General features: G+C 66.5%; 18 protein-coding genes and 2 pseudogenes. 1 reads left to right on the top strand and 19 read right to left on the bottom strand.

The window, feature by feature from the left end:
• Positions 1 to 46: 46 nt before the first annotated feature.
• The 17 genes and pseudogenes from murJ to B0684_RS00025 all read right to left on the bottom strand — a co-directional run bounded on the left by murJ (position 47) and on the right by B0684_RS00025 (position 18,023).
• A complete protein-coding gene (murJ, locus tag B0684_RS00100; RefSeq protein ID WP_018169266.1) occupies positions 47 to 1,618 on the bottom strand; it encodes a murein biosynthesis integral membrane protein MurJ in 1,572 nt (523 codons plus the stop codon).
• A 257-nt stretch (positions 1,619 to 1,875) separates the two neighbouring features.
• Entirely contained in the window at positions 1,876 to 2,079 is a 204-nt protein-coding gene (locus B0684_RS00095) for a cold-shock protein (protein ID WP_026182047.1), read from the bottom strand.
• 303 nt (positions 2,080 to 2,382) lie between these two features.
• A complete protein-coding gene (locus tag B0684_RS00090) occupies positions 2,383 to 3,102 on the bottom strand; it encodes an SDR family NAD(P)-dependent oxidoreductase (protein WP_018650621.1) in 720 nt (239 codons plus the stop codon).
• Positions 3,103 to 3,340: 238 nt separating this feature from the next.
• The gene (locus B0684_RS00085) at positions 3,341 to 5,551 is read right to left on the bottom strand and encodes a putative bifunctional diguanylate cyclase/phosphodiesterase (protein WP_018650620.1); all 2,211 of its coding nucleotides are present in this window, start codon (positions 5,549 to 5,551) and stop codon (positions 3,341 to 3,343) included.
• Positions 5,548 to 7,332, bottom strand: coding sequence for a SpoIIE family protein phosphatase (locus B0684_RS00080; protein ID WP_018650619.1), 1,785 nt, complete (start codon positions 7,330 to 7,332; stop codon positions 5,548 to 5,550). The genes B0684_RS00085 and B0684_RS00080 overlap by 4 nt, the downstream gene beginning before the upstream one ends.
• Before the next feature lie 7 nt (positions 7,333 to 7,339).
• Positions 7,340 to 7,645 (bottom strand): STAS domain-containing protein, encoded by a 306-nt coding sequence (locus B0684_RS00075; protein WP_018650618.1) that lies wholly within the window; start codon positions 7,643 to 7,645, stop codon positions 7,340 to 7,342.
• 257 nt (positions 7,646 to 7,902) lie between these two features.
• Positions 7,903 to 9,102 (bottom strand): methyl-accepting chemotaxis protein, encoded by a 1,200-nt coding sequence (locus B0684_RS00070; protein ID WP_018650617.1) that lies wholly within the window; start codon positions 9,100 to 9,102, stop codon positions 7,903 to 7,905.
• Positions 9,103 to 9,113: 11 nt separating this feature from the next.
• A complete protein-coding gene (locus B0684_RS00065) occupies positions 9,114 to 10,193 on the bottom strand; it encodes a protein-glutamate methylesterase/protein-glutamine glutaminase (RefSeq protein ID WP_018169260.1) in 1,080 nt (359 codons plus the stop codon).
• Positions 10,194 to 10,817 carry a chemoreceptor glutamine deamidase CheD gene (gene cheD, locus B0684_RS00060; protein ID WP_018175588.1) on the bottom strand — a complete coding sequence of 208 codons (624 nt, stop codon included), beginning with the start codon at positions 10,815 to 10,817 and terminating at the stop codon, positions 10,194 to 10,196.
• Positions 10,817 to 11,638, bottom strand: a complete 822-nt coding sequence (locus B0684_RS00055; protein ID WP_018650616.1) for a CheR family methyltransferase — start codon at positions 11,636 to 11,638, stop codon at positions 10,817 to 10,819. Before B0684_RS00055 ends, cheD begins: the two co-directional genes overlap by 1 nt.
• Positions 11,639 to 11,673: 35 nt before the next feature.
• Positions 11,674 to 13,917 carry a methyl-accepting chemotaxis protein gene (locus tag B0684_RS00050; RefSeq protein WP_018650615.1) on the bottom strand — a complete coding sequence of 748 codons (2,244 nt, stop codon included), beginning with the start codon at positions 13,915 to 13,917 and terminating at the stop codon, positions 11,674 to 11,676.
• 24 nt (positions 13,918 to 13,941) lie between these two features.
• The gene (locus tag B0684_RS00045; RefSeq protein ID WP_018650614.1) at positions 13,942 to 14,721 is read right to left on the bottom strand and encodes a ParA family protein; all 780 of its coding nucleotides are present in this window, start codon (positions 14,719 to 14,721) and stop codon (positions 13,942 to 13,944) included.
• Positions 14,722 to 14,742: 21 nt separating this feature from the next.
• On the bottom strand, positions 14,743 to 15,264 hold the full coding sequence (locus tag B0684_RS00040) for a chemotaxis protein CheW (RefSeq protein WP_018650613.1): 522 nt from the start codon (positions 15,262 to 15,264) through the stop codon (positions 14,743 to 14,745).
• 20 nt (positions 15,265 to 15,284) lie between these two features.
• Positions 15,285 to 16,892 (bottom strand): annotated as a pseudogene (locus B0684_RS00035) (chemotaxis protein CheA); the annotation flags it as partial.
• Positions 16,893 to 16,960: 68 nt separating this feature from the next.
• Positions 16,961 to 17,351 (bottom strand): annotated as a pseudogene (locus tag B0684_RS14060) (Hpt domain-containing protein); the annotation flags it as partial.
• Positions 17,352 to 17,353: 2 nt separating this feature from the next.
• The gene (locus B0684_RS00030; RefSeq protein WP_018650611.1) at positions 17,354 to 17,716 is read right to left on the bottom strand and encodes a response regulator; all 363 of its coding nucleotides are present in this window, start codon (positions 17,714 to 17,716) and stop codon (positions 17,354 to 17,356) included.
• Positions 17,709 to 18,023, bottom strand: coding sequence for an STAS domain-containing protein (locus tag B0684_RS00025; protein WP_018650610.1), 315 nt, complete (start codon positions 18,021 to 18,023; stop codon positions 17,709 to 17,711). The genes B0684_RS00030 and B0684_RS00025 overlap by 8 nt, the downstream gene beginning before the upstream one ends.
• A gap of 229 nt (positions 18,024 to 18,252) precedes the next feature.
• Between B0684_RS00025 and B0684_RS00020 the strand changes: the two genes are divergently transcribed.
• Positions 18,253 to 20,199 carry a GNAT family N-acetyltransferase gene (locus tag B0684_RS00020; RefSeq protein ID WP_018650609.1) on the top strand — a complete coding sequence of 649 codons (1,947 nt, stop codon included), beginning with the start codon at positions 18,253 to 18,255 and terminating at the stop codon, positions 20,197 to 20,199.
• Between the two features lie 9 nt (positions 20,200 to 20,208).
• Here the strand turns inward: B0684_RS00020 and B0684_RS00015 are convergent, their stop codons facing one another.
• Together B0684_RS00015 and B0684_RS00010 are read right to left on the bottom strand one after the other, a co-directional pair.
• Positions 20,209 to 22,224: a methyl-accepting chemotaxis protein gene (locus B0684_RS00015; protein ID WP_018169250.1), complete on the bottom strand. Its 2,016-nt coding sequence runs from the start codon at positions 22,222 to 22,224 to the stop codon at positions 20,209 to 20,211.
• A gap of 164 nt (positions 22,225 to 22,388) precedes the next feature.
• Positions 22,389 to 24,287, bottom strand: coding sequence for an ATP-binding cassette domain-containing protein (locus tag B0684_RS00010; RefSeq protein WP_018175594.1), 1,899 nt, complete (start codon positions 24,285 to 24,287; stop codon positions 22,389 to 22,391).
• Positions 24,288 to 24,560: the final 273 nt, after the last annotated feature.

The raw sequence follows: 24,560 nt of genomic DNA, 5'->3' as shown, positions 1-24,560 counted from the left end.
TCCCGCGCAAAACCGAAAGTATAACCCGCCGGGGCCTTCCCCGGCATCATTGATCGGTGCCTTCGCGCAGCAGCAAGTGGTGCGGGCGCACGCCGGTCAGCCACAACGTGGCGGCGAGTGTGGCGGTGCCGGCCAGGATCAGGCCGGTGAGCGCCAGCAGGCGGGTGTCGACGGGCCACTCGGTCCACTGGCCAAACTCCGGCGAGAGCCAGATCAGCACCCCGATCATCGCGGCGAGCCCCAGGGGCAGCCCCAGGCGTAACGAGCGCAAACCCGGTCCTGGCTGGTAGATGCCCTCGCGGATCAGCCCGCGGTAGAGCAACCCGGCGTTGATATAGGCCGAGGCCGAGGTGGCCAGCGCCAGTCCGGCGTGCGCTCCGGGCGTGCCGGAGAGATACCACGGCAGCACAAAGGCGCCGTTCAGCACCATGTTCCAGAGCATGGCGATGATCGCAATCTTCACCGGGGTCTTGGTGTCCTGGCGAGCGAAGAAGCCAGGCGCCAGCACCTTGATCAGGATGAAGCCGGGCAGGCCCAGGGCATAGGCCGCCAGGGCCATCGCGGTCATGTAGGTATCGAACTGGGTGAAGGCCTGATACTGGATCAGCGTGGCCAGGATCGGCACTGCGAGCACGACCAGACCGACCATCGACGGCAGGGCGACCAGCATCGCCAGGCGCAGGGCCCAGTCCAGGGTGCGACCGAAGGCGGCCGGGTCGGCCAGGTTGTACTGCCGCGCCAGGCGCGGAAGGATCACCGTGCCGATCGCGATCCCGAACAGGGCCAGCGGCAGCTCCACGAAGCGGTCGCCGAAGTACAGCCAGGAGATCGATCCGGCCACCAGGAACGACGCGATCAGGGTGTCCACCAGCAGGTTGATCTGTACCACCGAGGTCCCGAGGATCGCCGGCAGCATCAGCTTCACGATCCGGCGCACCCCCTCGTGGGCGCGTCCAAAGCGCGGGCGCGGCAGTAGCCCCGCGCGCCACAGAAAGGGGATCTGGAAGGCCAGTTGCAGGGCCCCGGCGATAAACACCCCCCAGGCCAGGGCCACCACCGGCTCGTCGAACATCGGCGCCAGCCACAGCGCGGCGACGATCATCGACAGGTTCAGGAAGACCGGGGTGAAGGCCGGCACCGCAAAGCGCCCGATGCTGTTGAGAATGCCGGCCGCCATTGCGGTCAGCGAGATGAACAGCAGATAAGGGAAGGTGATCCGCAGCATGGCTGCGGCGAGGTCCTGGCGCCCGGCCTCCTGGGTGCCCAGCCCCGGGGCGAACACCCAGATCAGTGCCGGCGCCGCCAGGATCCCGATCAGGGTCACGACGGTGACCACCGTCATCAGGGTGCCGGCGGTGTGATCCAGCAAATCACGCAGGGCCTCGCGCCCGCGCTTCTCGCGGAACTCCGCGAACACCGGAACGAAGGCCTGGTTGAAGGCGCCTTCGGCGAACAGTCGGCGCAGAAAATTCGGGATGCGGAAGGCGACGAAAAAGGCGTCGGTGGCCGGCCCGGCGCCGAAGGTGACCGCCAGCACCATGTCGCGCAGATAGCCCATGATCCGGGAGATCATGGTCATGCCACTGACGACGGCGGTGGAGCGAAACAGGCGGTTCATCGCGTGCGGGAGCAGCCTTCGGGAAAGCCCCGCAGTGTACTTGAATCATTCTCGATGAACTTCTGCATTCACCACGAAGCGTACGAAGACATGCAGGAGGTCCGGGTCAAGGGCGATTGCACTGCGGATGAGCACTGCGAATCCGTCTGTTCGTGTGCTTCGTGGTGAATGCAGAACGCCGGACACGAAAAAGGCCGCCCGGAGGCGGCCTTTTCGGACGGTCCAACGAAGGAGCCGTCAGCCTTGGGAGCGGCGCCTTAGATGGCGGTCACTTCGCCGGCGGCCAGGCCCTTGGCGGTTTCCTGGATTTCAAAGGAGACCTTCTGGCCTTCGGCCAGGGTCTTGAAACCCGAACCGCTGATCGCGGAAAAATGGACGAACACGTCCTTGCCGCCATCATCGGGGGTAATGAAACCAAAACCCTTGCTCTCGTTGAACCACTTCACAACACCAGTATTCACAACTTGTAACCTCTTCATGTAACTAACAAATGTGTTCGCGGCATGCTGCCAACAGATCAACGGGAGCACTGGTTCAGAAACTAGAAACTTCCTAGTGTTGTCGCTCAACCACGAATCACGCTCCCGACTATACGCGCCATCCCAGGCAAAATCCAACGCACCTTCATGAACCTTTTTTGGCGCTGCGAAGCCGATTTTCCGGGTTGGGTCGCGGTCCGCGCCCCAACCGCCCGAAGCCGCGAAGAAGGGCAGCGTCAAGAGCGTTTCCACCGCAATTTTCTGCGTGCGAAACCGAAACGGGCGTCAGAGTTGGCGGATGTCGACGAAGCTGCCGCGGGTCGTGTGGCGCAGGCGCGGCAGGGCATCCAGGATGGCGCGCGCGGCGTTTTCCGGGTCGGGCATGTCCGGGGTGCCGCGCGCCGCCTTCAGGCGCTGGAGCACCGGGAAGCTCTCGCGGTCGGCCTCGTCGCACAGGTAGTCCTGCATCGCGGTGTCGACCAGGCCCGGGGCGAAGGCGTTGATGGCGGTCTCTTCGGGGAATTCGTGCGCGTAGAGCTGCATCATCATGTTCAGCGCGGCCTTGGATAGCGAATAGCCGCTCCAGCCGGCATGCCCGGAGACCGACGCGCCGGAGGAGATCGCGATGATCTGGCCGACGGCCACGCGCTGCTTCAGCAGCGCGTCGAGGATGACCTTGTTGGCGAAGGTGTTCACGTCCATCAGCAGACGCAACTCGTCCATCGGCGCGTCCTGCATGCGCTGCATGTGGCCCAGTAGCCCGGCGTTTAGCACCACCAGATCAACGCGGTCCACGCCGCCCAGCAGCCGCTCCATTGCGGCCCCGGTGGCGTTGAAATCGCCCAGATCCACTTTTTCGTCGCCGCTCACCCCGGCCTCGGGGCAGCCGCGCCGGCTCATGCCGTAGACCTTCGCGCCGCGTTCCAGCAGTGCCCGGGTGAGGCCCAGGCCCAGACCGCTGGAGTTACCGGTGACGAGTGCCGAACCGAAACTGCCGTCCTGCATGCTCTTTCTCCTTGGTTTTGCCGATGGAGGGATTGTCTACCACGAAGCCCACGAAGACACGCAGAAGGGTCAGGTGAAAAGCGTTCTCACCATAGAAGGCACAGAGGACACCACAAGGCCTTCAGGCGGATTCGCGGCGTGCAGCGGTCGGATGCGTTGAGCTATGTGAAACGCATCGGGGGCGGGTTGCCCCGTGGGATCGATGCGATTCGCTGCGCTCATCAGCATCCTGCTCGCTTCAAGGCCGTCCTCGGTTTTCGCCCCGTCCTCTGTGGTGTACACCCAATGCGGTTACCCCGGTGTGCGAGTGTTCCTTCCATTCGCGTTCGAGCTGGGCGGCGGGCATCGGACGGCCGAGCAGGAAGCCCTGGACCTCGTCGCAGCCCATGTCGCGCAGGAAGGCGTGCTGCTGTTCAGTCTCCACGCCCTCGGCCAATACCCGGAGCTTCAAGGTCTTGCCCAGGCCGATGATCGCCCGGGTAATCGCCTCGTCGTCCGGGTCGTTGCCGATGCCCCAGGTGAATTCACGGTCGATCTTGAGCGTGGTCAGCGGCAGCCGCCGCAGGTAGCGCAGGGACGACTGCCCGGTGCCGAAGTCGTCGATCGCCACCGAGACGCCCAGGTGCACCAGACGCTGGAGCATCGCGGCCGCCGCGTCGATATCCTCGACCAGTACGCTCTCGGTGATCTCCACCTCCAGGCGCTCGGGGGCGAGCCCGGCCGCCTGCAGGGTCTCCAGGATGCGCTCGGGCAGTTCGGGGTCGGCGAACTGCCGGGCGGACAGGTTGATGGCCAGGCGCAGCGGTGGCAGGCCCAGGCGATCCCATTCCGCCAGTTGCCGGGTTGCGGTGCGCAGGACCCAGTCGCCGATGGGCACGATCAGCCCGGTCTTCTCGGCCAGCGGGATGAAGTCGCCCGGCGATACCATGCCGCGCTCGGGGTGATGCCAGCGGATCAGGGCCTCGACACCAACGGGGTCGCCGCGATTCAGTCCGATCTGGGGTTGATAATGGAGCTCGAATTCTTGCTGGCGAAGCGCGCCACGCAGTCCCTGTTCCAGCTCCAGCTGTTCGCGCGCCTGGGTGTTCAGCTCCTGGGTATAGAAGCGGCAGGTGTTGCCGCCCGAACCCTTGGCCTCGTGCAGGGCGCTGGTGGCGTGCCGCAGTAGGTCGTCCTTGCCGCGTGCATCCTGCGGGAACAGGCTGATGCCCACGCTGCTGGTGGCGACATGCAGGCCCTTCCCGAGGGCAAACGGTTCCGAGCAGTGATCCAGAATGGTCTGGGCGCGTTCCTGCGCATGGGCGAGGTTCTCGATCTCGGTCAGGATCACGGCGAACTCGTCAGCGGCCAGGCGGGCCAGAGTGTCGCGCGGGCGCAGCAGGTTCTGCATGCGCTGGGCCAGCGCGTTCAACAGGGCGTCCCCGACGTCATGGCCCAGGGTGCTGTTGATGGATGTGAAACGGTCGATGTCCAGCAGCAGTACCGCCAGCGACTCCCCCTGACGCTCGGCCTCGCTCAGGGTGGCCCGCAATCGGCTGCGCAGCCCGGTGCGGTTGGGCAGGCCCGTCAGGGCGTCGAAATTTACGAGCTTGAACAGTGCCTGCTCGGTTTTTGCGCGCTCGGTCAGGTCCTGATGGATGCCGAGGATACGGGCGGGCAAATCCTCGGCGCGCTCGCCCTCGGCCAGCATATAGCGTTCCTCGCCGTTGGGCAGTAGCAGGCGGTGCCGAATCGAGAAACGTTCGGTTTCCCCGTTGGCCAGACGCAGCAGGGCAAAGCCTAGGGCCGCGCGGTCATCCGGATGGGTGGCTTCGACCAGTGCCTCGCGGGTCATGGAGCGGGGCTGCTTGTCATGCCCGAACAGGACGCTGGCACTGGATGACAGCTGGAGCTCGGCGGTCTCCAGTACGAGCTCCCAGTGGCCGATCCGGGCTACACGCTGCGCGGCCACCAGGCGCCGATGACTGTCCTGCAGGGCCTGTTCGGCGCGCATGCGCTCTTGCACCTGACGGGTCAGCAGGTCGATGGCCTCGCGCAGGTGTTCGGCCTGTTCCGGCGTGTCGGCGGGGTGCCCCGGCCGCTGCTCGCGCAGCACCACGAACTGCACGTGTTCATGCGTGTGCTGGCAGGTTCCGATATCGAGCAGGGCCGGCCGCGACTGGCCGTCCTCGCAGAGGAGTTCAACAGGGTCGCGGCGGGGGATCCAGCCATCCGCGCGCGTCGATTCGCGCAGCCGTTCGAGTAGATCGAAGGCCGGATCGCGGGGTGTGATCAGGGCAGCCAGGTCGCGTCCGTCCAGGCTGCAGGCGGTCGTGCCGAACAAGCGTTCCGCCGCCGGGTTGGCGTAGCGCACGTGGCCATCGGCCGTGACGAACAGCACCGCCTCGCTCAGGGCGTTGACCAGATCGATCGGCGCCGGGCTGTGCATGGCTTCCAGGGCGTAGGTCATCCTGACACTCCACCCTTGGACCCGGTCCCCGCGGCGGCGCCCCAACGATAATCCGCCTCCACCAGGTTGCCGCTGCCGTGATAGCGAACCTGCTCGCAGAGCTGACGCACCAGGTTCAGACCGCGCCCCCATAGGCGCTTGTCGCCACGGCCTTCCAGGGCCTCCTGGATCTGGCGGTGGTCAAAGCCCGGCCCGCTGTCGCGCACCCGGATGCGGATGCAGTGCTGGCCGGCCATGGGCCGGTAGCGCAGGGAGATGCCGATCCGGCCGCGAATGTCGCGCAGCCCCTCGGTCCGCTGCTGGTAGTACTGCTCGAAGCCCTCCACCGTGGCCTTCATGTCGGAGTCCAGGCGCAATACGCCGTGTTCGAAGCCGTTGTTGCAAAGCTCGGCGATCACCGTCTGCAGCGCCTCTGCGTGTCCACCCCCCAGGTTCGGCAGCCATTCCAGCAGCTGGGTTCGGGCGGCACCGACCAGATCAACCTCGGCCAGGCGCTGGTCACTGGCCTCCAGCGACCAGCGCAGGGTGCCCCGGAGCTGGCGATCCTGCGGGTGCTCGCTCTCGGTGACCACGGCGGGAGAGCAGTCGATGGTCACCAGGGTCATGTCGTCGGTGGGTGTCTGATCGCCGCAGTGGGCCTCCAGCGCCTCGCGGATGCGCTCGAAGGCGTCCTCGGCAGATCGGCTCGCCTGGCAGTCCCGAAGGATCGTGTCTTCGCCGAACGCGGTCCCGGCGACATCGGTGGCCTCCAGCACCCCGTCGCTGACCAGCGTGAGCCAGTCGCCCTCGTCGAGGTCGAAGGAACGGGCGCCGGTATCGTGGTCGAGGCGGCCGAGGATGCCCAGGGGCATGGCCTGGGACTGGATGCGCCGTACCCGGTCCTGTTGCGTGTTGCACAGCCAGGCATCGGGCATGCCGCCGTTCCACAGGCGGACCCGGCGGCCGTCCGCGGAAAACGTGGCGAGCAGCGCGCCCATGAACATCGCGGCTGGCAGGAAGTCGTACAGGACGTGGTTCAGCTCGTGCAGCAGTTCCTGGTCGTCCACGCCCTCCTGGGTCAGGGTGTGAAAGGTCTCGCTGACCGGATACGTCCCGATCGCGGCAGTCAGGCCGTGGCCGGTGAAGTCCCCGACCAGCACGCGCAGGGCTCCGTCGGGGGTGTACCCGGAGAGCACGACGTCGCCGCTGAAGGTGGAGGCCGCGTAGCGGTGCAGCCGCAACCGATCCAGGCCGCGATTGCGGCGGGTGATGGCGCGCGAGAACAGGCCTTCGGCGGTCTCTTCTTCCCAGGCCTGGCGAGCCTGGGCGCGCAGCAGGGCCTCATTGCGGCTTTGCAGCCCCGTGTGCAGGTCGCGCAGGCGCTCCATCGCATGGATCTTGGCCTTGAGGACCGCGAGATTCAGCGGCTTGCTGAGGAAATCATCCCCGCCCGACTCGATGCCGCGCAGCAGGGCATTCTCATCGTCCAGGGCGGTCAGGAAGATCACCGGGACGAAGTGGTGGCCCATCTCGGCCTTGATGCGGGAGGTGGCCTGGTAGCCGTCCAACTCCGGCATCATCACGTCCATCAGGATCAGGTCCGGCACTTGCTCGCGGCAGGCCTCCACGGCCGCAAGACCGTTGTTGGCCTCGCGGATTCGGTATCCGGCGCCCATCAGCATCATTCGCAGCAGGCGGCGGTTGTGCGGGTCGTCGTCGACCACCAGCACCAGTCCCTCGCCGGAGATCAGATCGCCCGGCGAGGATTCGTTGCTGGTCGGGATGTCGGTCTGTTCGTCCACGACCCTGCTACTGAATGCGGAACAGGCGGCCGAAATTGGCGATATCCAGCACCTTGCGTACGCCCTGGGAGGCCCCGGCGACGGTGATATCGGAGAACTCGCCTCCGGCGTGTTCGCGCAGCAGGAGCAGCATGCCCAGCGCGGAGCTGTCCATGTATTCGGTCTGCGAGAGGTCCACGGTGTAACGCACACCAGTCCCGGCGGTGTCGCGGTAGGCGGCGCGGAAGTCCTGGTGCTGTTCGAAGTCGAAGCGACCCTTGACCCGGATGCGGACTTCCTTGCCGTCGTCGGAGGTGTGTTGCTCGATACTCATATGCGATTCCTGGCGCTTTGGGGGCTTCGTGCCCGGTGAAGTAGGCGCTGAACAAAGCCACCCTGGCTTGTTCGGCGCAAGCGACGCTGCAAACCCGAGTCGCAGCTTGCGGCGGAATCAACCGTGTGGTCCGGTCGATTCCGGTGGCACATCCGACGTGCCGCGGGGAGGCGCGAATGAAGCTGCGCTTCCCCGGCGGCTGATGGCCGGCGTGATGCCGGAAGGGCGACGTCGGCGGGGTGTTGGATGGCAAGACTTCAGAACAATTCCACGTCGCCGGTGGCCATGTTTTGCTGGTCCACCGCGCGGTGGTAGTTCTCCTGGCGCCGGTCGCGCCACTCGCGCACGCGCTGCGCCATGGCCCGGGCGTCTTCGGTCGAGCGGGCCTCGTGCAGGATACCCTGCAGTTCCTGCAGGTGGGTAACCGCCTCTTCGGCGGTGACCAGCGACTGTCGGGCAATGTCCTCGAATTGCAGTGAGCGCACGGCGATGGAAACCGCCTGATTCATGCGCTCACTCAACTCTGCCTCCTCGCGGATACGCTCGTCCAGTTCGTCGGTGGCGCGCCTGGCATATTCGAACAGGTGAGTAATGCGCTCTTTTTCGCCCATGCTTTCGTTCATGTCGCGCGAGGCCATGTCGTGTACCGTGCCATGCACCTTGCTGATCGACTCGCGGGCCTGGTCGATTTGTTTGCGGATGTCGTCATGGAAGGTTGCCGAACGCTGCGACAGCGAGCGTACCTCGTCGGCAACTACCGAGAAGCCGCGTCCGGCCTCGCCGGCGCGGGCGGCCTCGATGCTGGCGTTCAGCGCCAGCAGGTTGGTCTGCCCGGCGATCGCGCCGGCACTGTCCAGCAGCTTGAACACCCCGTCCATGTGCTGGCTCATGTCTTCCATGTGGTGGGCGCTCTCGACGCTCTGGCGACTGATCTGGACCAGGGTGTCGATGAACATCTGCAGGGTCTCGTCGGACTTGCGGGTCAGCTCAGTGATGACCTCGGCATGGGTCATGCCCTCGTCGTCACCGTCCTGGGCGACCTCGCTGGTCATCAGTTCCATCTGGCGTCCGGCGATCTGGTGCATCTCGTTGAAGCTGGAACCCAGTTCCTTCACCGCCTCGGCGATCAGCCCGCGTTGGCGGCCGATCTCGGCCGACAGCTGCCCCAGTTCGAAATCCATCGCCTGATCCAGTTCGTCGGAGAGTTCGCTCCCGCCGGTGGGCTGGCCCGGGGAGGCGCGCTCATCGGACACGGTGTCAGCGGTTGTCGGCCCGCGCTGCTGGATGCCCAGGGCCAGAACCGCCGCCAGCCCGGCCAGGGTCGTGGCGGCCAGTGCCTGCCACCAGGCGGCGTAGAAGCCGGCGATGATGGCCGCGAGCAGGAGCAGGGCGGTCAGTGCCAGCGCCAGGCCTTTCTGGGCCGAATCACGGGTGAGCCATTGCATGCGGTCGTCCATTCACATTGCTCCTATTGGCCGGATGCGGCGGCGTTGCGGTGGTCACGGATCAGGGACGCGGCGATGCCCCCCAGCGGCAGTACCTGCACCGCGGCGTCCAGTTTGACCGCTTCGCCAGGCATGCCCCAGACCAGGCTGGTGCTCTCGTTCTGGGCGATAGTGTGGGCGCCGGCGTCGCGCAGCGCTCGCAGACCGCGGGCGCCATCGTCGCCCATGCCCGTCAGCAGGGCGGCGACGACGTTGGCCCCCGCCTGCTCGGCGGCGGAGTTGAACAGCACGTCGACGCTGGGGCGGTGGCGGTTCACCGGCCCGCCCTGGTCGAGGCGGCAAATGTAGCGGGCGCCGTCGCGCGCCAGGCGCAGGTGGTAGTCGCTGCCTGGGGCCACATAGGCGTGCCCGGGCATCACGATATCGCCGTCCTCGGCCTCTTTCACGCTGAGTGCGGTGTTGCGGTCCATGCGTTCGGCAAAGGCGCGGCTGAACCCGGCCGGGATGTGCTGGGTGATGAGGATGCCCGGGGCGTCCGGCGGCAGCGCGACCAGCACCTCGCGCAGGGCCTCGGTGCCACCGGTAGAGGCGCCCAGGACGATGACCCGGTCGGTGGTTCGGAAACGTCCGCTGCCCGCGCTGGCCAGCCGCTGCGGTGCCGTGGCGGGTGTGGCGCTGCGTGCCTGCAGACGGACGCGCGCGGCCGTGCGGACCTTGTCGATCAGCACGTCGGCGTAGTCCTGCAGGGCATGGGAGACATCCACCTTGGGCTTGGTGACAAAATCCACTGCGCCGACCTCCAGCGCCTCCAGGGTCACGTCGGCCCCCTCCTCGGTCAGTGACGAGACCATCACAACCGGCATCGGGCGCAGCCGCATCAGATTGCGCAGGAAGGTGATGCCGTCCATCTTCGGCATCTCCACATCCAGGGTCAGCACGTCCGGTTCGTGTTGCTTGATCTTGGTGCGAGCGTCGAAGGGGTCGGCGGCGGCAGCCACGACCTCGATGTCCGGCGCCTGGGACAGGATTTCCGTAAGCAGCTTGCGGATCAGGGCCGAGTCGTCGACGACCAGGACGCGAATGGGCTTGGAGGTGGCAGACATCTAGAAGAGCTCCACGTCGCCCTGCAGGGGTTCGTCCTGCAGTCGGCGGCGGTAGTCCTGCTCGCGTTCGAGCAGGGTGTTGTTGTGCAGGGACACGAGCTTCTTGACCCGTGCCCGCCCGGTGGCGGGGAAGAACACGACCTTGCGCGGCCAGCGCCCGCCCACGTCTTCCGCCACCAGTTCCAGGTTCTCGTCCTGCAGGAACCGGCGCATGAAGGCGATGTTGCCCGCGCCGACATCGCTCATTCCGGCCATCACGCGGCCACCACCAAACATCTTGATGCGCAGATCCTCGCGCCGGGCTCCCAGCTTTAGCAGTTCGTTGACCAGGAATTCCATCGCATGGGTGCCGTAGCGGGTGGCGTTGGAGACGGCCGGCCCCCAGCCGCTGTTGCGGTCGCCATCCGGCAGCATGAAATGGTTCATGCCTCCGACCCCGGCTTCGGGTGACCATACGCAGGCGGAGACGCAGGAGCCGAGTACCGTCGTGATCAGCTCCGAACGCGATACCGTGACATAGCATTCGCCTGGCAGCAGCTTCGCCGCCGGGCAGGCATGCGCCCGATCCCAGTAACGATTGATGTGCGCGAAGGCGCCATCGTGCAGCTGCGGCAGGGTGGGCATCAGCGGGCCCGCCGGTACAGCGTCTGTTCCAGCAGCCGGAAGTCATCAGTCACGCGGAACAGGGACTCTGAGTGACCGATAAAAAGATAGCCCTCCGGGCGTAGCAGTTGGGCAAAGCGCTCCACCAACTGCTTCTGGGTTGGCTTGTCGAAGTAAATCAGCGTGTTGCGGCAGAAGATTACGTCCAGCGGGCCCTTCATCGGCCACGGATCGAACAGGTTCAGTTGGCGGAAGTGCACCATGGCGCGCAGTTCGTCGCGGATCTTCACCCGGTCCTCGTTGGCCCCCTTGCCGCGCAACAGCCAGCGTTGCTGGCGTGCGCCCGGGATGCCGGTGACGCGCTTCGCGTCATAGACCCCGGCGTCGGCATGCTCGACCACGCGCGAGTCGATATCGGTGGCCAGGATGCGTACCTCATCCGGCGAGGGCAGGGCCTCGGCCAGGGTCATGGCGATGGAGTAGGGCTCCTCGCCGGTGGAGCACCCCGCCGACCAGACCTTCAGCGGGCCGTTCGGGTTGAGCCGTCGGATCTCCTGCAGCACTGGGCCACCCAGCATCTCGAAGTGATGCGGTTCGCGGAAGAACGCGGTCAGGTTGGTGGTCAGCGCATTGATGAACTCCTCAATTTCGCCCTCGTCATCCCCTTCGACTCGGTCCAGATAGGTGTCGAAGGCATCCAGCCCGAGCACGCGCAGCCGCCGCGAGAGCCGGCTGAATACCAGCTCCTTCTTGCTCTCGTTGAGCATGATTCCGGTGCGTTCCTGCGTTAGGCGGACAACGCGCCGGAAGTCGCGTTCGCTCAGGCGGTCGGAGGCGGCCAATCAGTGTCTCCCTGAGATGGATTGATTGCGGGGCCTTAGAATTCTTCCCATTCTTCGGTCGCCGCCTGGCGCGAGGGAGCCGGGGTCGGCCGTTTGGCCGATCCGCCTTCGTGGTTGCCGCCGGCGGAGGCCGGGCGCTTCAGTCCGGGCGTGCCACTAGCCGCCCTGCCGGTGGCTGGTCGTGCAGTCGACTGCGGCATGGCCTGGCGGGCCTTCGGTGCCTCAACGCCCTTGAAGAAGCCCATCAGGTCCAGCAGCTCGCGTGACTGGTCGTCCAGCGACTCGCTGGCGGCTGCGGCTTCTTCGACCAGCGCGGCGTTCTGCTGGGTAACCTCGTCGAGCTGGGTCACAGCCTTGTTGATCTCGTCGAGGCCGGTGGATTGCTCCTCGCTGGCGGCGGCGATCTCGGCAATGATGTCGGAGACCTTCTTCACCGAGTCGACGATCTCCTCCAGCGCCTTGCCGGAGTTGTCGACCAGCTTGCTGCCCTCGCCAATGCGCTCTACCGAGTCGTTGATCAGGGTCTTGATCTCCTTCGCGGCCTGGGCACTGCGCTGTGCCAGGTTGCGCACCTCGGTGGCGACCACGGCAAAGCCACGCCCCTGCTCGCCAGCGCGGGCGGCTTCCACTGCCGCGTTGAGCGCCAGCAGGTTGGTCTGGAACGCGATCTCGTCGATCACGCCGATGATGTCGGCGATCTTCTTTGACGACTGGTTGATCTCGCCCATCGCCGAGACCGTCTTCTCGACGATCTGGCCGCCTTCCTGCGCCTTGTCGCGCGCGGCACTGGCGAGCTGGTTGGCCTGGCGGGCATTGTCGGCGTTGGATTTGACCGTGGAGGTCATCTCCTCCATCGACGAGGCCGTCTCCTCCAACGAGGAGGCCTGCTCTTCCGTGCGCTGGGACAGGTCGGTGTTGCCCTGGGCGATCTCGGCCGAGGCCGAGCGCACGTTGCCGGCGCCCTCGAGGATCTGCCCAACCAGGTTGTCGAGGTTCTCGAGCGAGGTGTGGATGGCGTCGCGGAATTTCCCGAACTCTCCCTGGAAGTCGCCTTCCATACGCACGGCCAGATCGCCCTCGGACATCGCTTGCATGACCCGGGAGCCCTCGCGCAGCGGCGGGACCACCGCGTCCAACAGTTCGTTGACACCCTCGGCAATATTGCGCGCAAAGCCCTGGTAGTCCTCCGGCAGCAGGCGTTCGCCGAGGTTGCCGGCAGCCGCGTCCTTGATCAGGGCGTCAATGGCATCCTCGGCCCGACGCATCTCGGTGGTGTCACGCCATTCGACCATGTTACCGGCGTAGTTCCCGTCGGCATCGATAATGGCGGTCGCGTTTAGGTTGAAATACAGGTCCGCGACCTGAATGTTTGCCTCGAAGGGCAGACGCGCGGGGTTCTGGAGGATCGCACGCTGGTGCGTCGGGTCCTTGTGGAACTGGTCGATCGACTGCCCCACCAGGTTGTCCGGATCGAAGTTCGGGAACTCCCGGCGCAAGACATCGCTACGGCTGCGAAGCAGGCTCACCACGGAAGGGTTGGCATAGACGATATTCATGTCCGGATCGCACATCATCAGCGCGGTTTGCGAACCCTCGACCGCGGCGCGCATTCGCGTGCGTTCTTGCTCCACGCGTTCCTGTTCGGTGATGTCCTGCCACTCGACCATGTTGCCCAGGTAGTTGCCGGCGTCATCCAGCACCGCTGTCGCGTTTAGACGAAATTTGAGGTCGGCGACCTGGATCCGGGCCTCGAAGGGCAGGTTTTTGGGGTTCTGAAGGATTGCGCGCTGGTGCGTCGGGTCCTTGTGGAACTGGTCGATCGACTGACCCACCAGGTTGTCCGGATCAAAGCCCGGGAACTCCCGGCGCAGGGTGTCGCGCCGGTTGCGCAGAAGTTCGACCACGGCCGGATTGGCGTAGACAATGTTCATCTCGCTGTCGCACATCATCAGCGCGGTCCGCGCACCTTGCACGGCGGCACGCATGAAGAGGCTGTTCTGGTCACTGCCGGTGTCGGTTTGCGGAATGGCGGCCATCGGGGTGTCCTCGCTTTGCTTGTTCGTCTGGCGCGATGCCGGGGTGCGGCGACGCGCGGGTTTGTTCGTTTTCTTGGAAGTGTCGGTTTGCGGGCCGGATAGGGGCTCGGGCGTGGCCGTAGCCGTAGCGGTCGGCCGGGTCGCGCCCGAGACCTCGTCGCCGCTCGCCTCGCCGGCCGCGCTGGATTCGTCCAGCCAGCCCAGCGGGTCATTGCCCAGCTTGTTGCGTTTGCGTGTCGTCATGGCCCGTTCTCCCTGGCTCGAGGCTCAGGCGTGTGCCGCCGTCGGGCGGGTGGTTGTTAGTGCCCCGGCCGCGACCAGGTCGGCGGCCAGTTGCTGAAAGTCCTCGGCCGCACGGTGACGCGGCTGGTACTCGAATATCGTCTGCCCGAAGCTCGGGCTTTCGGCCAGCACCACCGTCTCGCGGATGGTGGTCGGCAGGAGCGCATCGGCGAAGTGCTCGCGGATGCGTTCGCGTACCTCGCGGGCATGCCGGCGCTGCTCGACAAAGCGCGACAGCACAATCCACTTCTTGCGGGTCGAGCCCAGGCGCGCCTCGACGCCCTGGAGGATGCGCATCAGCCGCGAAAGTCCATTCAGGGCCAGAAAGTCACCGGCCACCGGGATCAGCATCTCCTCGGCCGCGATGATCGCGTTCATGCCCAACAGGCCGGCGGAGGGCGGGCAGTCGATTAGAACGAAATCGAATGGCTGCTCCAGCGCGTCCAGGGCCTTCTTCAGGCGCCAGCCGCGTTCGGCGCCGCCCTGGTTCAGGTTCTCGACCTCCTGCAGCTGGTCCCCGGCAGCGACGATCTGCAGCCCGTTGCCGGCCTCGCTGAACGCATCCTGCAGCCGCGCCCCACCCTGCAGTACGCGGTCCAGACCGGCGGGGTCTTCCAGCCCGAAGGCCATGCTGAGATGACCTTGCGGGTCGGCGTCGATGGCGAGCACCCGGTATCCCCGCAGGGCCAGGGCATGCGACAGGTTCAGGGTTACGGTCGTCTTTCCGACCCCGCCTTTCTGGTTGATCACCGCGATGGTTCGCATGGTTCGTGTGCGAGGTCGGGCTTACGCCGTCGCCTCGGCCTCGATGGCATCCGCGCTGGCAATCAGCCCCGGGCCCAGCAGGGTGTCGATGTCCAGCACCAGGATCATCTGCTCCTCGACGGTTGCCAGGCCGCGCACGAAGTTGACCCCGATGCGGGTCCCGAAGTCGGGTGCCGGTTGCAGGTTGTCCGCACCAATGCTGTAGACCTCGGAGACCGCATCCACGACCACGCCCATTACTCGTTCGCGTTCCTCACCCACCACGCGCAGCATGATCACCACCGTGGTCGGGCCGTAGTCCATCGGCTCCATGCCGAAGCGCAGGCGCATGTCGATGATCGGCACGATCATGCCGCGTACGTTGATCACGCCGCGGATGTAGTCCGGGGTGTTGGGCAGGGGGGTGGGGCGTTCCCAGCCCTTGATCTCCTGCACCCGCAGGATGTCCACGCCGTATTCTTCCTCCGCGAGGATGAAGGTGAGGTACTGGTCCTCGCCGGCGGTGGCCGGGTCGTGGATCGATTGGGTTGCGTCGTTCGCCATTGCGTTCGGCTCCTTGATGATCAGGCTGCGCGGGTATCGCGCCCGCTAGCCATGCGCGCGATCCCGGCGATATCCAGGATCAGGGCCACCTGGCCGTCCCCGAGGATGGTCGCGCCGGCGGTGCCGGGGACCTTGCGGAAATTGGTTTCCAGCGTCTTGATGACGACCTGTTGCTGACCGAGCAGGTCATCGACCCGCAGCGCCACACGCTGGTCGTCGGCCTCGGCCACCACCAGCAGGGCGCGTTCCGGCAGCGGGCTGGGTTCGGTGCGGCCGAACAGGGCCGCGAGGTCGACGATCGGGATGTATTCGTCCCGCAGGCGGTATAGCGGCAGCTTGCCGAAGGCCTGTTTCACGCTCTCTGGCAGTGTCTGCAGCGACTCGACGATCGCGATCAGCGGGATTACGAAGGTCTCGTCGCCGATCTTCAGCAACTGGCCATCCATGATCGACAGCGTCAGCGGCAGGCGGATGGTCAGGCGCGAGCCCTTGCCGGGTTCCGACTCCAGCTCGACATTGCCACCCAGGCCACGGATGTTCTTCTTGACCACATCCATGCCGACGCCGCGACCGGACAGGTCGCTGACCTGGTCCGCCGTGGACAGACCGGGCTCGAAGACCAGCTGCAGGATCTCGTGGCGATCCAGGTGCTGGTTGGGCCCGACGAGCCCGGCATCGCGGGCCTTGGCCAGGATGCGGTCGGCATCCATGCCCTTGCCGTCGTCGCGGATCTCGATGACCACGTTACCGCCGCGGTGGAAGGCCTCCAGGGTGACCTGGCCGGTCTCCGGCTTGCCGGCCGCCGCGCGTTCGTCGGGCATTTCAATGCCGTGGTCCACGGCGTTGCGCACCAAGTGCACCAGCGGGTCGCCCAGGTGCTCCATCACGGTCTTGTCGACCTCGGTGTATTCGCCCTTCAGGGTCAGCTCGATTTGCTTGCCCAGCTGCCCGGAGATGTCGTGCACCAGGCGCGGGAAGCGGTTGAATACCTGCGCGATCGGCACCATGCGGATGCTCATCACGCTTTCCTGCAGCTCGCGGGTATTGCGTTCCAGCTCGCCGAGACCGGTGCGCAGGCGCTCGATCTGCGCCTCGATCTTTGACGGGTCCTCCTCGAGCTGATCACTGATATCGGTCAACATCGACTGGGTGATCACCAGTTCGCCCACCATGTCGATCAGGGCGTCGATCTTGCCGGCGTTCACCCGCATGGAGCTGGATTCCGCCCCACGGTTACCGCTGCCGCCGCGTGCAGCGGGGGCCTCCGGCGGACGGGGGGTGGTCGCGCCCATTTCTGCCGGCTCCGGTGTCAGTGGGGGCGCTTCAGTGGTCGGCTCGCTGACCGCGTCGAGGGGTTCGATCAGGAGATCGCTCTCGTCCTCGACCCACTCGAAGACCTCCTGGACCTGATCGCGGGTGGCATCGCCTTCCAGCTCCAGGGTCCAGGCGAGGTGGCAGTCCTCCGGATCGAAGGCATCCGCGTTGTCCGGCAGGCGATCGGTCTCGCAGTGCACGCTGAGCGTGCCGAGTTCCTCCAGCACCTCGAACATCCGCAGGGGGTCGTTGCCGGTGCGCATCAGGTCCGCGTAGGGCTGGAAATGGATCCGCCAGCCACGCGGGCCAGTACGGTTCCCGTCGGCGGGGGCATCCGCGCCGCCAGAGTCCGCGACCCCATGGTTGTCCGCCGGCCTGCCCGTGGGTGCGGCATCCCCCAGGTGGGCCTCGATCAGGGTGCGCACCTCGGCCACCTCGGCGGCATCGGCCTCGCCGCCATCGCGGGCGGCATGCAACTGCGCGCGCAACGTATCCACTGCGCGCAGGAGGAGGTTCACCGTCTCCGGGGCCGCCTCCTGCTCGCCGTTGCGCATACGGTCCAGCAGGGTCTCCACACCATGGGTGAACCCGGAGATCGCGCCGAACCCGAAGGTCCCGGCTCCGCCCTTGATCGAGTGGGCGCAGCGGAAGATCGTGTTCAGCGTCTCCGGGTCGCCGCCGTCCAGCGCCAGGAGTTCGGTCTCCATGCGCTCCAGCCCCTCGAAGCTCTCCTCGAGAAAGGCATCGATGAACTGGGCCATGTCGATCGACATGATTAGCGCAGCACCCGGTTGACGGTGTTCATCAGCTGATCGGGGTCAAACGGCTTCACCAGCCAGCCGGTCGCGCCGGCGGCCTTGCCTTCCTGCTTCTTCTCCGGCCCGGCCTCGGTGGTCAGCACCAGGATGGGGGTGAACTTGTAGCCGCCCAGCTTGCGCAGCTCGCGGGTCAGTTGCAGGCCATCCATGGCCGGCATGTTCACGTCGGTGATCACCAGATCCGCCTTGGCACCCTGGGCCTTGCTCAGGCCATCCTTGCCGTCACGGCCCTCGACGACCTCGTGCCCCGCCTGTTTGAGGGTGAATGCCACCATCTGGCGCATCGAGGCGGAATCGTCCACCACCAGAACCTTAGCCATTCATGTCTCCTGAATCCTTGTCGTCGTGTTGTGCGGCGCTCGATCCAAACCCGTCGTCGGGTACGCCCAGGGCCTGCAGGGCCTGGGCCAGCACCGCGCTGGTCCGGGTTAGCGAACAACCTTGCGCATTGCGGGCGGCCGAATGGCGGGCCATCAGCAGGACCTGCACGCCGGCGGCATCCACATCCGTCACGGCCGCCGAATCCAGCTGCAGGTCTTCGCCGACATCCAGTGCCGCGCGCAGTACTTGCCAGCATTCGGCTGCGGTATCGATGCGCAGGCGTTTCGGCAACGCAATGGGGGTCATCTGCAGTACCCTTTTATGAACTCGGTCACACTGTACAGGTGTTGTACAGTATTGTTCCAGTTCTTTGTAAAAATCTTGTACGGCTGGAAGCATTAAACCTTGAGACAAGTTTCACCCCGGCCGCCCGATCAATGGCTGGATCTTCGGCCCGGCAGCGTGAGGAGATGGCCGCTTTCATCCCCGGAAACTCGTTCGTTCATGCGTGATCTGATCCCAGGGAGCCACTGACATGGAGGCCCGTACGCTCTACCGGTTGTCTGCCGATAATGCAGGCTGGCAGGCGGCTGCGAACTGGCTGCGGGCTGCTGCGGCGCAGGGGCCGGTGCTGTGGGTGGGGCGTTCGCCGCCCGGCGGGGTGCCGCATGTGGCGCCGGCGCAGGCTGGGCATTGGCTGGGGCACGAGGTACAGGCCCTGGTATTCGAGGCCCGGCAACCGCTCGCGGTGGATGCCCTGGTCACGGTCGCAGGCCTGCTGCTCGGCGGTGGCACCCTGGTGATCCTCGACGGCACCGGCGGAGACGGGGCGTTTGCCCGCCGCTGGCAGGCGGCACTGGCCGAGCCGTGGGTGCGGACCGTGGAGCCGCCGTCGGCGGATCGACTGCCCGGAATCATGCCGAGGGCGGCGGGCCCGTTTGCGTGGACGCCGGATCAGGCCGTCGCGCTGGGGCATTTGGCGGGACTCGCGCCGGGCGAATGTGTGGCGTTGACCGCCCCGCGTGGCCGCGGCAAGTCGACCCTGCTGGGCGAGTTCCTGGGCGCGGCACTGCAGCGCGGCGAATCCACGATCACGCTGACGGCGCCGGGACCACGGGCCGTGGACGCATTGCTGGCGCGCGCCCGACATTGGACGCACGCGCCGGAATGGCACTACCGGGCCCCGGACGTTTTGCTGGAACACGCGGAACCGCTGGATACCTTGATCATCGACGAGGCCGCGAGCATGCCGGTCGAGCGCCTGCTCCAGTTGGCCCGGCTGGCACGGCGCCTGGTGCTGGCGACCACGACCGGCGGCTTCGAGGGGAGTGGACAGGGCTTTCGGCTGCGTGCGCTGCCGGCCCTGGAGGGGGCGGGCTTTTGCGTGCGGCTACAGACCCTGGATACACCGGTCCGCTGGGCCCGGGGCGATCCGCTCGAGGACTGGATGAATCGGCTGTTCCTGCTGGAGGCGGCGAGTCGCCCCCCGGTCTCCCAGGCCGTGCGGCTGCGCTGGAGCACGGGCACGGCGCTCGCGGACACGCCGCAAACCCTGGAGGCAGTAATGGGCCTGCTGGCAGATGCCCATTACCGCACACGGCCCTCCGATCTGGCGCGCTGGCTGGATGATGCGGGTGTTCACCTGTTGCTGCTGGAAGGGGCGGCGGATGGCGCCCTGTTCGGGGTGGTTCTGATCCAGGAAGAGGGCGAACTGGAACGCGGGATAGCCGAAGCGGTTTGGTCGGGCGAACGGCGCCCGCAGGGGCATTTCCTGCCGTGCACCGTTGCGGCCCGGGGTGACTTCGACCTGGCGGGGGAGGGCGCGTGGCGCATTCAGCGCATTGCGGTGCATCCGCATTGGCAGGGGCTGGGCCTGGGGAGTCGTCTGTTGCGTGCGGTCGCGGACCGGGCTGGTGCCAAGGGGGTGGCGCTGATTGGCGCGAGTTTCGGGCTGCAACCTGTGTTGCTGCACCTTTGGCTGCGCGCGGGTTATGGCCTGGTGCGAGTCGGCATCCAGCCGGATGCGGCCAGTGGCCAGGTGAGCGGCGTGGTCCTGCGTGCGACCGCGCCCCGATTGCAGCCCCGGCTGCAACAAGCATTGGCGGCCTTTCGGCGCGACTGGCCGGCCTGGCATCCACGGTTCCTGCCGGACACGACCGCGGCCATGGTGAGCGAAGTCCTTGGGGATCAGGATGCGGAGGGAGATTGTCCCTTGCCGCCGGTTGACCCGGTGGCGGATCTGAAGGAGGTCCGAGCCTTTTCCCAGCGGGCGCGGCCCCTGGAGTGGGCGCTTCCCGCGTTGCTGCGGCAGTTGGCGGTGGCGCCGCCGGACGAGCCGGAAGGTCAGCTGCTCGAGGCGAGCCTGGCGCAGCCCATCGACTGGGACCGACTGGCACGCGAGCTGGAGGTTTCCGGGCGGCGCGGCGTCACCCGAAGGTTGCGTCGCGCCGCCCGGAACTGGCTGGAGGCCCGGAGCCTGTAACCCGCCCGGTCAGAGCCGGAACTGGGCCAGTGCCTGCTGGATCTCCTTCTCTACCTGCTTGAGCTCGTCGGAGGCGGCGCTGACGCGGTCGGCGGTATTCGCCGACTGATCCGCCTCGTCGGAGATCTGCACGATGTTGCGGTTGATGTCCTCGACTACCGTGCTCTGTTCGCGCGAGGCGACCGCGATCTGCTCGGTCATCTCCACGATCGTGGTCACCGACTGGCGGATCTGTTGCAGGGCACCGTTCACCTCGGAGGTGTGCTCCATGGTGGCCTCGGCCTCTTCCTGGCCGTGCTGCATGGCCTTCACCGCGCTGGTGGTGGCGGACTGCAGGCGCGCGATCATGGTCTCGATCTCGTCGGTGGATTCCTGCGTACGGGTCGCCAGCTTGCGTACCTCGTCGGCCACCACCGCGAAGCCGCGGCCGTGTTCACCGGCGCGGGCGGCCTCGATGGCCGCGTTCAGGGCCAGCAGGTTGGTCTGTTCGGCCACGCCGCGGATCACCTCGAGGATGGTCCCGATCTGTTTCGAGTCCTCGCCCAGCTTGGCCACGGTGTCGGCCGCCTGTTCGACCGTCCCGAGCAGCGAGGCCATGGACTCGATGTTCTTGCTCATCACCTCGGAGCCGTTGTTCACTGCATTCCCGGCCTCCTGGCCCGCCTGGGAGGTCGCATCGGTGTTGCGGGCGATCTCCTCGGCGCTGCTTTGCAGTTCGTTGATCGCGGTGGCGACGCGGTCGGTCTCGTCGCGCTGGCGCGAGACGGCCTCGCGGGCCTGGTAGGCCTCCTGGTTCAGGTTCTCGGTGGCGCGATTCAGCGTCTCGGTGCCGCCGCGGGCATTGCCGATGGCCTGGGCGATCTTGTCGGTGAAGCGGTTGAAGGCCCGGCCCAGCTGTGCGGTTTCGATCAGGCCGTTCTCGTCCAGGCGGCGGCTCAGGTCGCCGTCGCCGTCCGCGATCTCCTCGAGTGCCGCGGTCGAGTGGGCCAGGGCGCGCCGGACCACCAGGATGATGAACACCGCGCCGGCCAAGCCCAGAATCACGCCAATCAGGGCCAGTACGCCCTGGGTGGTCTGGGTCGCGCGCATGTCGGCGGTCAGGGCGGCGGCGCTGCGCTCGGCGCGATTGGTAATCCGCTCGCTGAGTCCCTGCAGGTGGTCACGCGCCTCGATTAGCACGGGCCCGATCTCGGTACGGATCAGGTAGGCGTCTTGCAGCGCCTGTTCGCTGCCGTGGATCTCGATCAGGTCATCCAGCGCCGTGTTCTGGGTGTCCAGCGCCCCCTGAAAGTCCTCCAGCGCGATCTGCTGTTCGAAGTCCAGCTCGTCGAACTGGTCCATCAGCTGTGCGGTGATGTCGTTGGTGCGAGTCGCGAACAGTCGGACATTCTCGCGGAAGGCATCGTCACGGAAGGCGATAAAACCGCGCAGGTTCGAGGTGACCTGCACCACCGACATGCGCAGGTCATGCAGGGTGTCGAGACGATCCCAGGACCGCTGGAAGCGCGGGAGGCCCATCTCGGCGCTGATCATCATGTTGGTCTGCTGGGTCATCTCGCGGCTGGCAGGGTTGGCCCGGGCATTGGCGATTCCCAGCGCCGGCATGTTTTCGGCGGCGTTTTCGGCAACCTCGATCAGTCGGTCCTCGAAGCTGGCGAACTGGTTGACCAGGCGGCGGACCTCGGTTGCGCTGGCGGACAGTTCCTCGTCGGCAGCGATCACCGGGTTGTCGTTCAGGGCGCGGGTTGCGCCATCGAGGTCACGCATCGCGTTTTGCCACGCGTCGCGGTGGGACTGCTCCTCGCTCATCAGGTAGAACCCGAGAAACGCAGCGCTCTCCTGCAGCAATTGCTCGACGTCATTGACCCGGGCTACCGCCGGGTAGTCGGCCTGGGTGAGCTGTTCAACCCCTTGGCTGCCCGTACTCATCGCGCGCAGGGCCAGCAGGGAGTTGATGATCAGGATGGCGACCACCAGGCCAAAGCCGGCAATCAGTAGCCCCCGAATGGAGAGTTTGTCCAGCATGCGATGACTCCTTCTGGGCGCCTTGTGTCCGGCGCTTCACGAACCGGCCGCGGCCATTACGACCGCGGACTCGAAAGGTGGTGATTCAACCCCTGTTACGGCCGGCCGCGCTCAGAGTTGAGCCGGTTATTCAGGGAGTCGCCGGAGGATAGACGTGCCGGGGCTTAGTCGGATTCCAGCTGTTCCCAGCGCTCGTAGCAGAGGGCCAGTTCTGACTCGACGGCTTCGAGCCGCGCCTGCAGTTCGCGCATGCGGTCACCGTCGCGCAGGGCATCCGGCTCGGTCATGGCCGTGGTCAGGCTTTGCTGTTCCTGTTCCAGGGCCTCGATCTGTGCCGGCAGGGCCTCCAGTTCGCGCGCGGTCTTGTAGGACCGTTTGCGTGGGGTCGTCGGTGCCGGCTCGGGTGCGGGCGCCGCGGGTTTCGCCGCGGGCTCGGCCTTCGCGGTCGCTCCGGACTCGCCCTCCAGCAGGCGCCGGGTGACCCGTTCGGGCAGGTCGGACCAGCCGCCGACGAACTCCTCGACCGCGCCATCGCCCGGCAGGACCAGGGTGGAGGTCGCGACGTTGTCGAGGAAAGAGCGGTCGTGACTGACCACGATAACGGTGCCGGTGTACTCGATCAGCAGCTGCTCCAGCAGCTCCAGCGTCTCCACGTCCAGGTCGTTGGTCGGCTCGTCGAGCACCAGCAGGTTCGCCGGGCGCAGGAACAGCTTCGCCAGCAGCAGGCGGTTGCGCTCGCCCCCGGACAGCGCCGATACCGGCTGGCGGGCACGCGCGGGCGGGAACAGGAAGTCTTCCAGATAGGACAGGATGTGGCGGCTCTCGCCGTTGACCATGACCCGGTCGCGGCCCTCGCCGACCGCATCCTGAACCGTGGTCGCCTCGTCCAGACGGGCACGGGCCTGATCGAAGTAGGCGATCTCCAGCTGGGTGCCCAGCTTGACGCTGCCTGCGAGCGGCTCCATCTGGCCCAGGAGTCCGCGCAGCAGGGTGGTCTTGCCGGCCCCGTTGGGTCCGACGATGCCCAGGGCATCCCCGCGCTGCAGCAGCAGGTTCACGTCGCGCACGATGGGCGTGTCGTAGCCGAAATCGGCGTGTTCCGCCTCGATCACCAGGCGTCCGGAGCGCTGCTCCGGACTCAGCTTCATCTTTACCTGGCCGCCGCGTTCACGGCGTTCGGCACGCTTGCGACGCAATGCCTGGAGTGCCCGCACGCGGCCTTCGTTGCGGGTGCGTCGCGCCTTGATGCCCTGGCGCACCCAGACCTCCTCCTGGGCCAGCTTGCGGTCGAACTCCGCGCGCTGGGTCGCCTCCGTTTCCAGCCTTTCGGCCTGGCGCTCGCGGAAGGCCTCGATGGATGGTGGGTGCTCGTACAGATGCCCGCGGTCCAGCTCCAGGATGCGCGTGGCCACGCTCTCCATGAACTGGCGATCATGGCTGATGAACACCACGGTCAGTCCGCTCTCGATCAGGAACTGTTCCAGCCAGCGGATCGCGGCCACGTCCAGGTGGTTGGTGGGTTCGTCGAGCAGCAGCAATTGCGGGCGTTGCACCAGCTCGCGCGCCAGCCACACCCGTCGCTTCAGCCCGCCCGACAGCGCGGCGAACTGCGCCTCGGGATCCAGGCTCAGGTGCGAAATCGTGGTCTCTACCCGGTTCTGCAGGCTCCAGCCGTCGATGGCGTCGAGTTTCGATTGCACCGGCCCCATCTTGTCCAGGGCGTCCATGTCACCCGATGCAGCGGCCTGGCTCAGGTGGTGGAAGCGTTCCAGCAACCGGCCGGCCTCGCCGAGGCCCTCGGCGACCACGTCAAAGACCGTCCCTTCGATTCCGGGCGGTAGTTCCTGGGTCAGGTAGGCGGTGGTCAGGCCATCCTGGCGGGTCAGTTCGCCGGAATCGGCCTGGGCTTCGCCGGTGATGACCTTGAGCAGGGTGGACTTGCCCTCGCCGTTGCGCCCGGCGATCGCGACGCGTTCGCCGGGCTCCAGGCTCATGTTGACGCCATCGAGCAGGGAGGCCATGCCGTAGGCCAGGTGGATGTTGCGCAGGGTGAGAAGTGCCATTCGAATTCCGGTCGCGAGCAAGTGTTGTTGCGGGCGTCAAGACTATCACCTTGGCGTGCCGTAGCGCGCACCGTGAGGCCTTTCAGGCTCGCCATCCCGGAGCGCGAATTGCGTTCTTTCTACTGCCTGCCGGGAGAGGCCGGGCCTGGTTCGCCATCTGGTGTTTACGGTGCTTTCGTCCGGCCGCCTGCCAGGCGCTGACTCGCCAGCGCGCCGCGAGGTACTTCTTTTCTCGTGCAAAGAAGTACCCACGAAACACGCCCGACTGCCGCG

Source organism: Thioalkalivibrio versutus, assembly GCF_001999325.1.
GTDB lineage: Bacteria > Pseudomonadota > Gammaproteobacteria > Ectothiorhodospirales > Ectothiorhodospiraceae > Thioalkalivibrio > Thioalkalivibrio versutus.
Note: the sequence above shows the minus strand (reverse complement) of the source record. Positions and strands in the feature narration are given on the sequence as shown.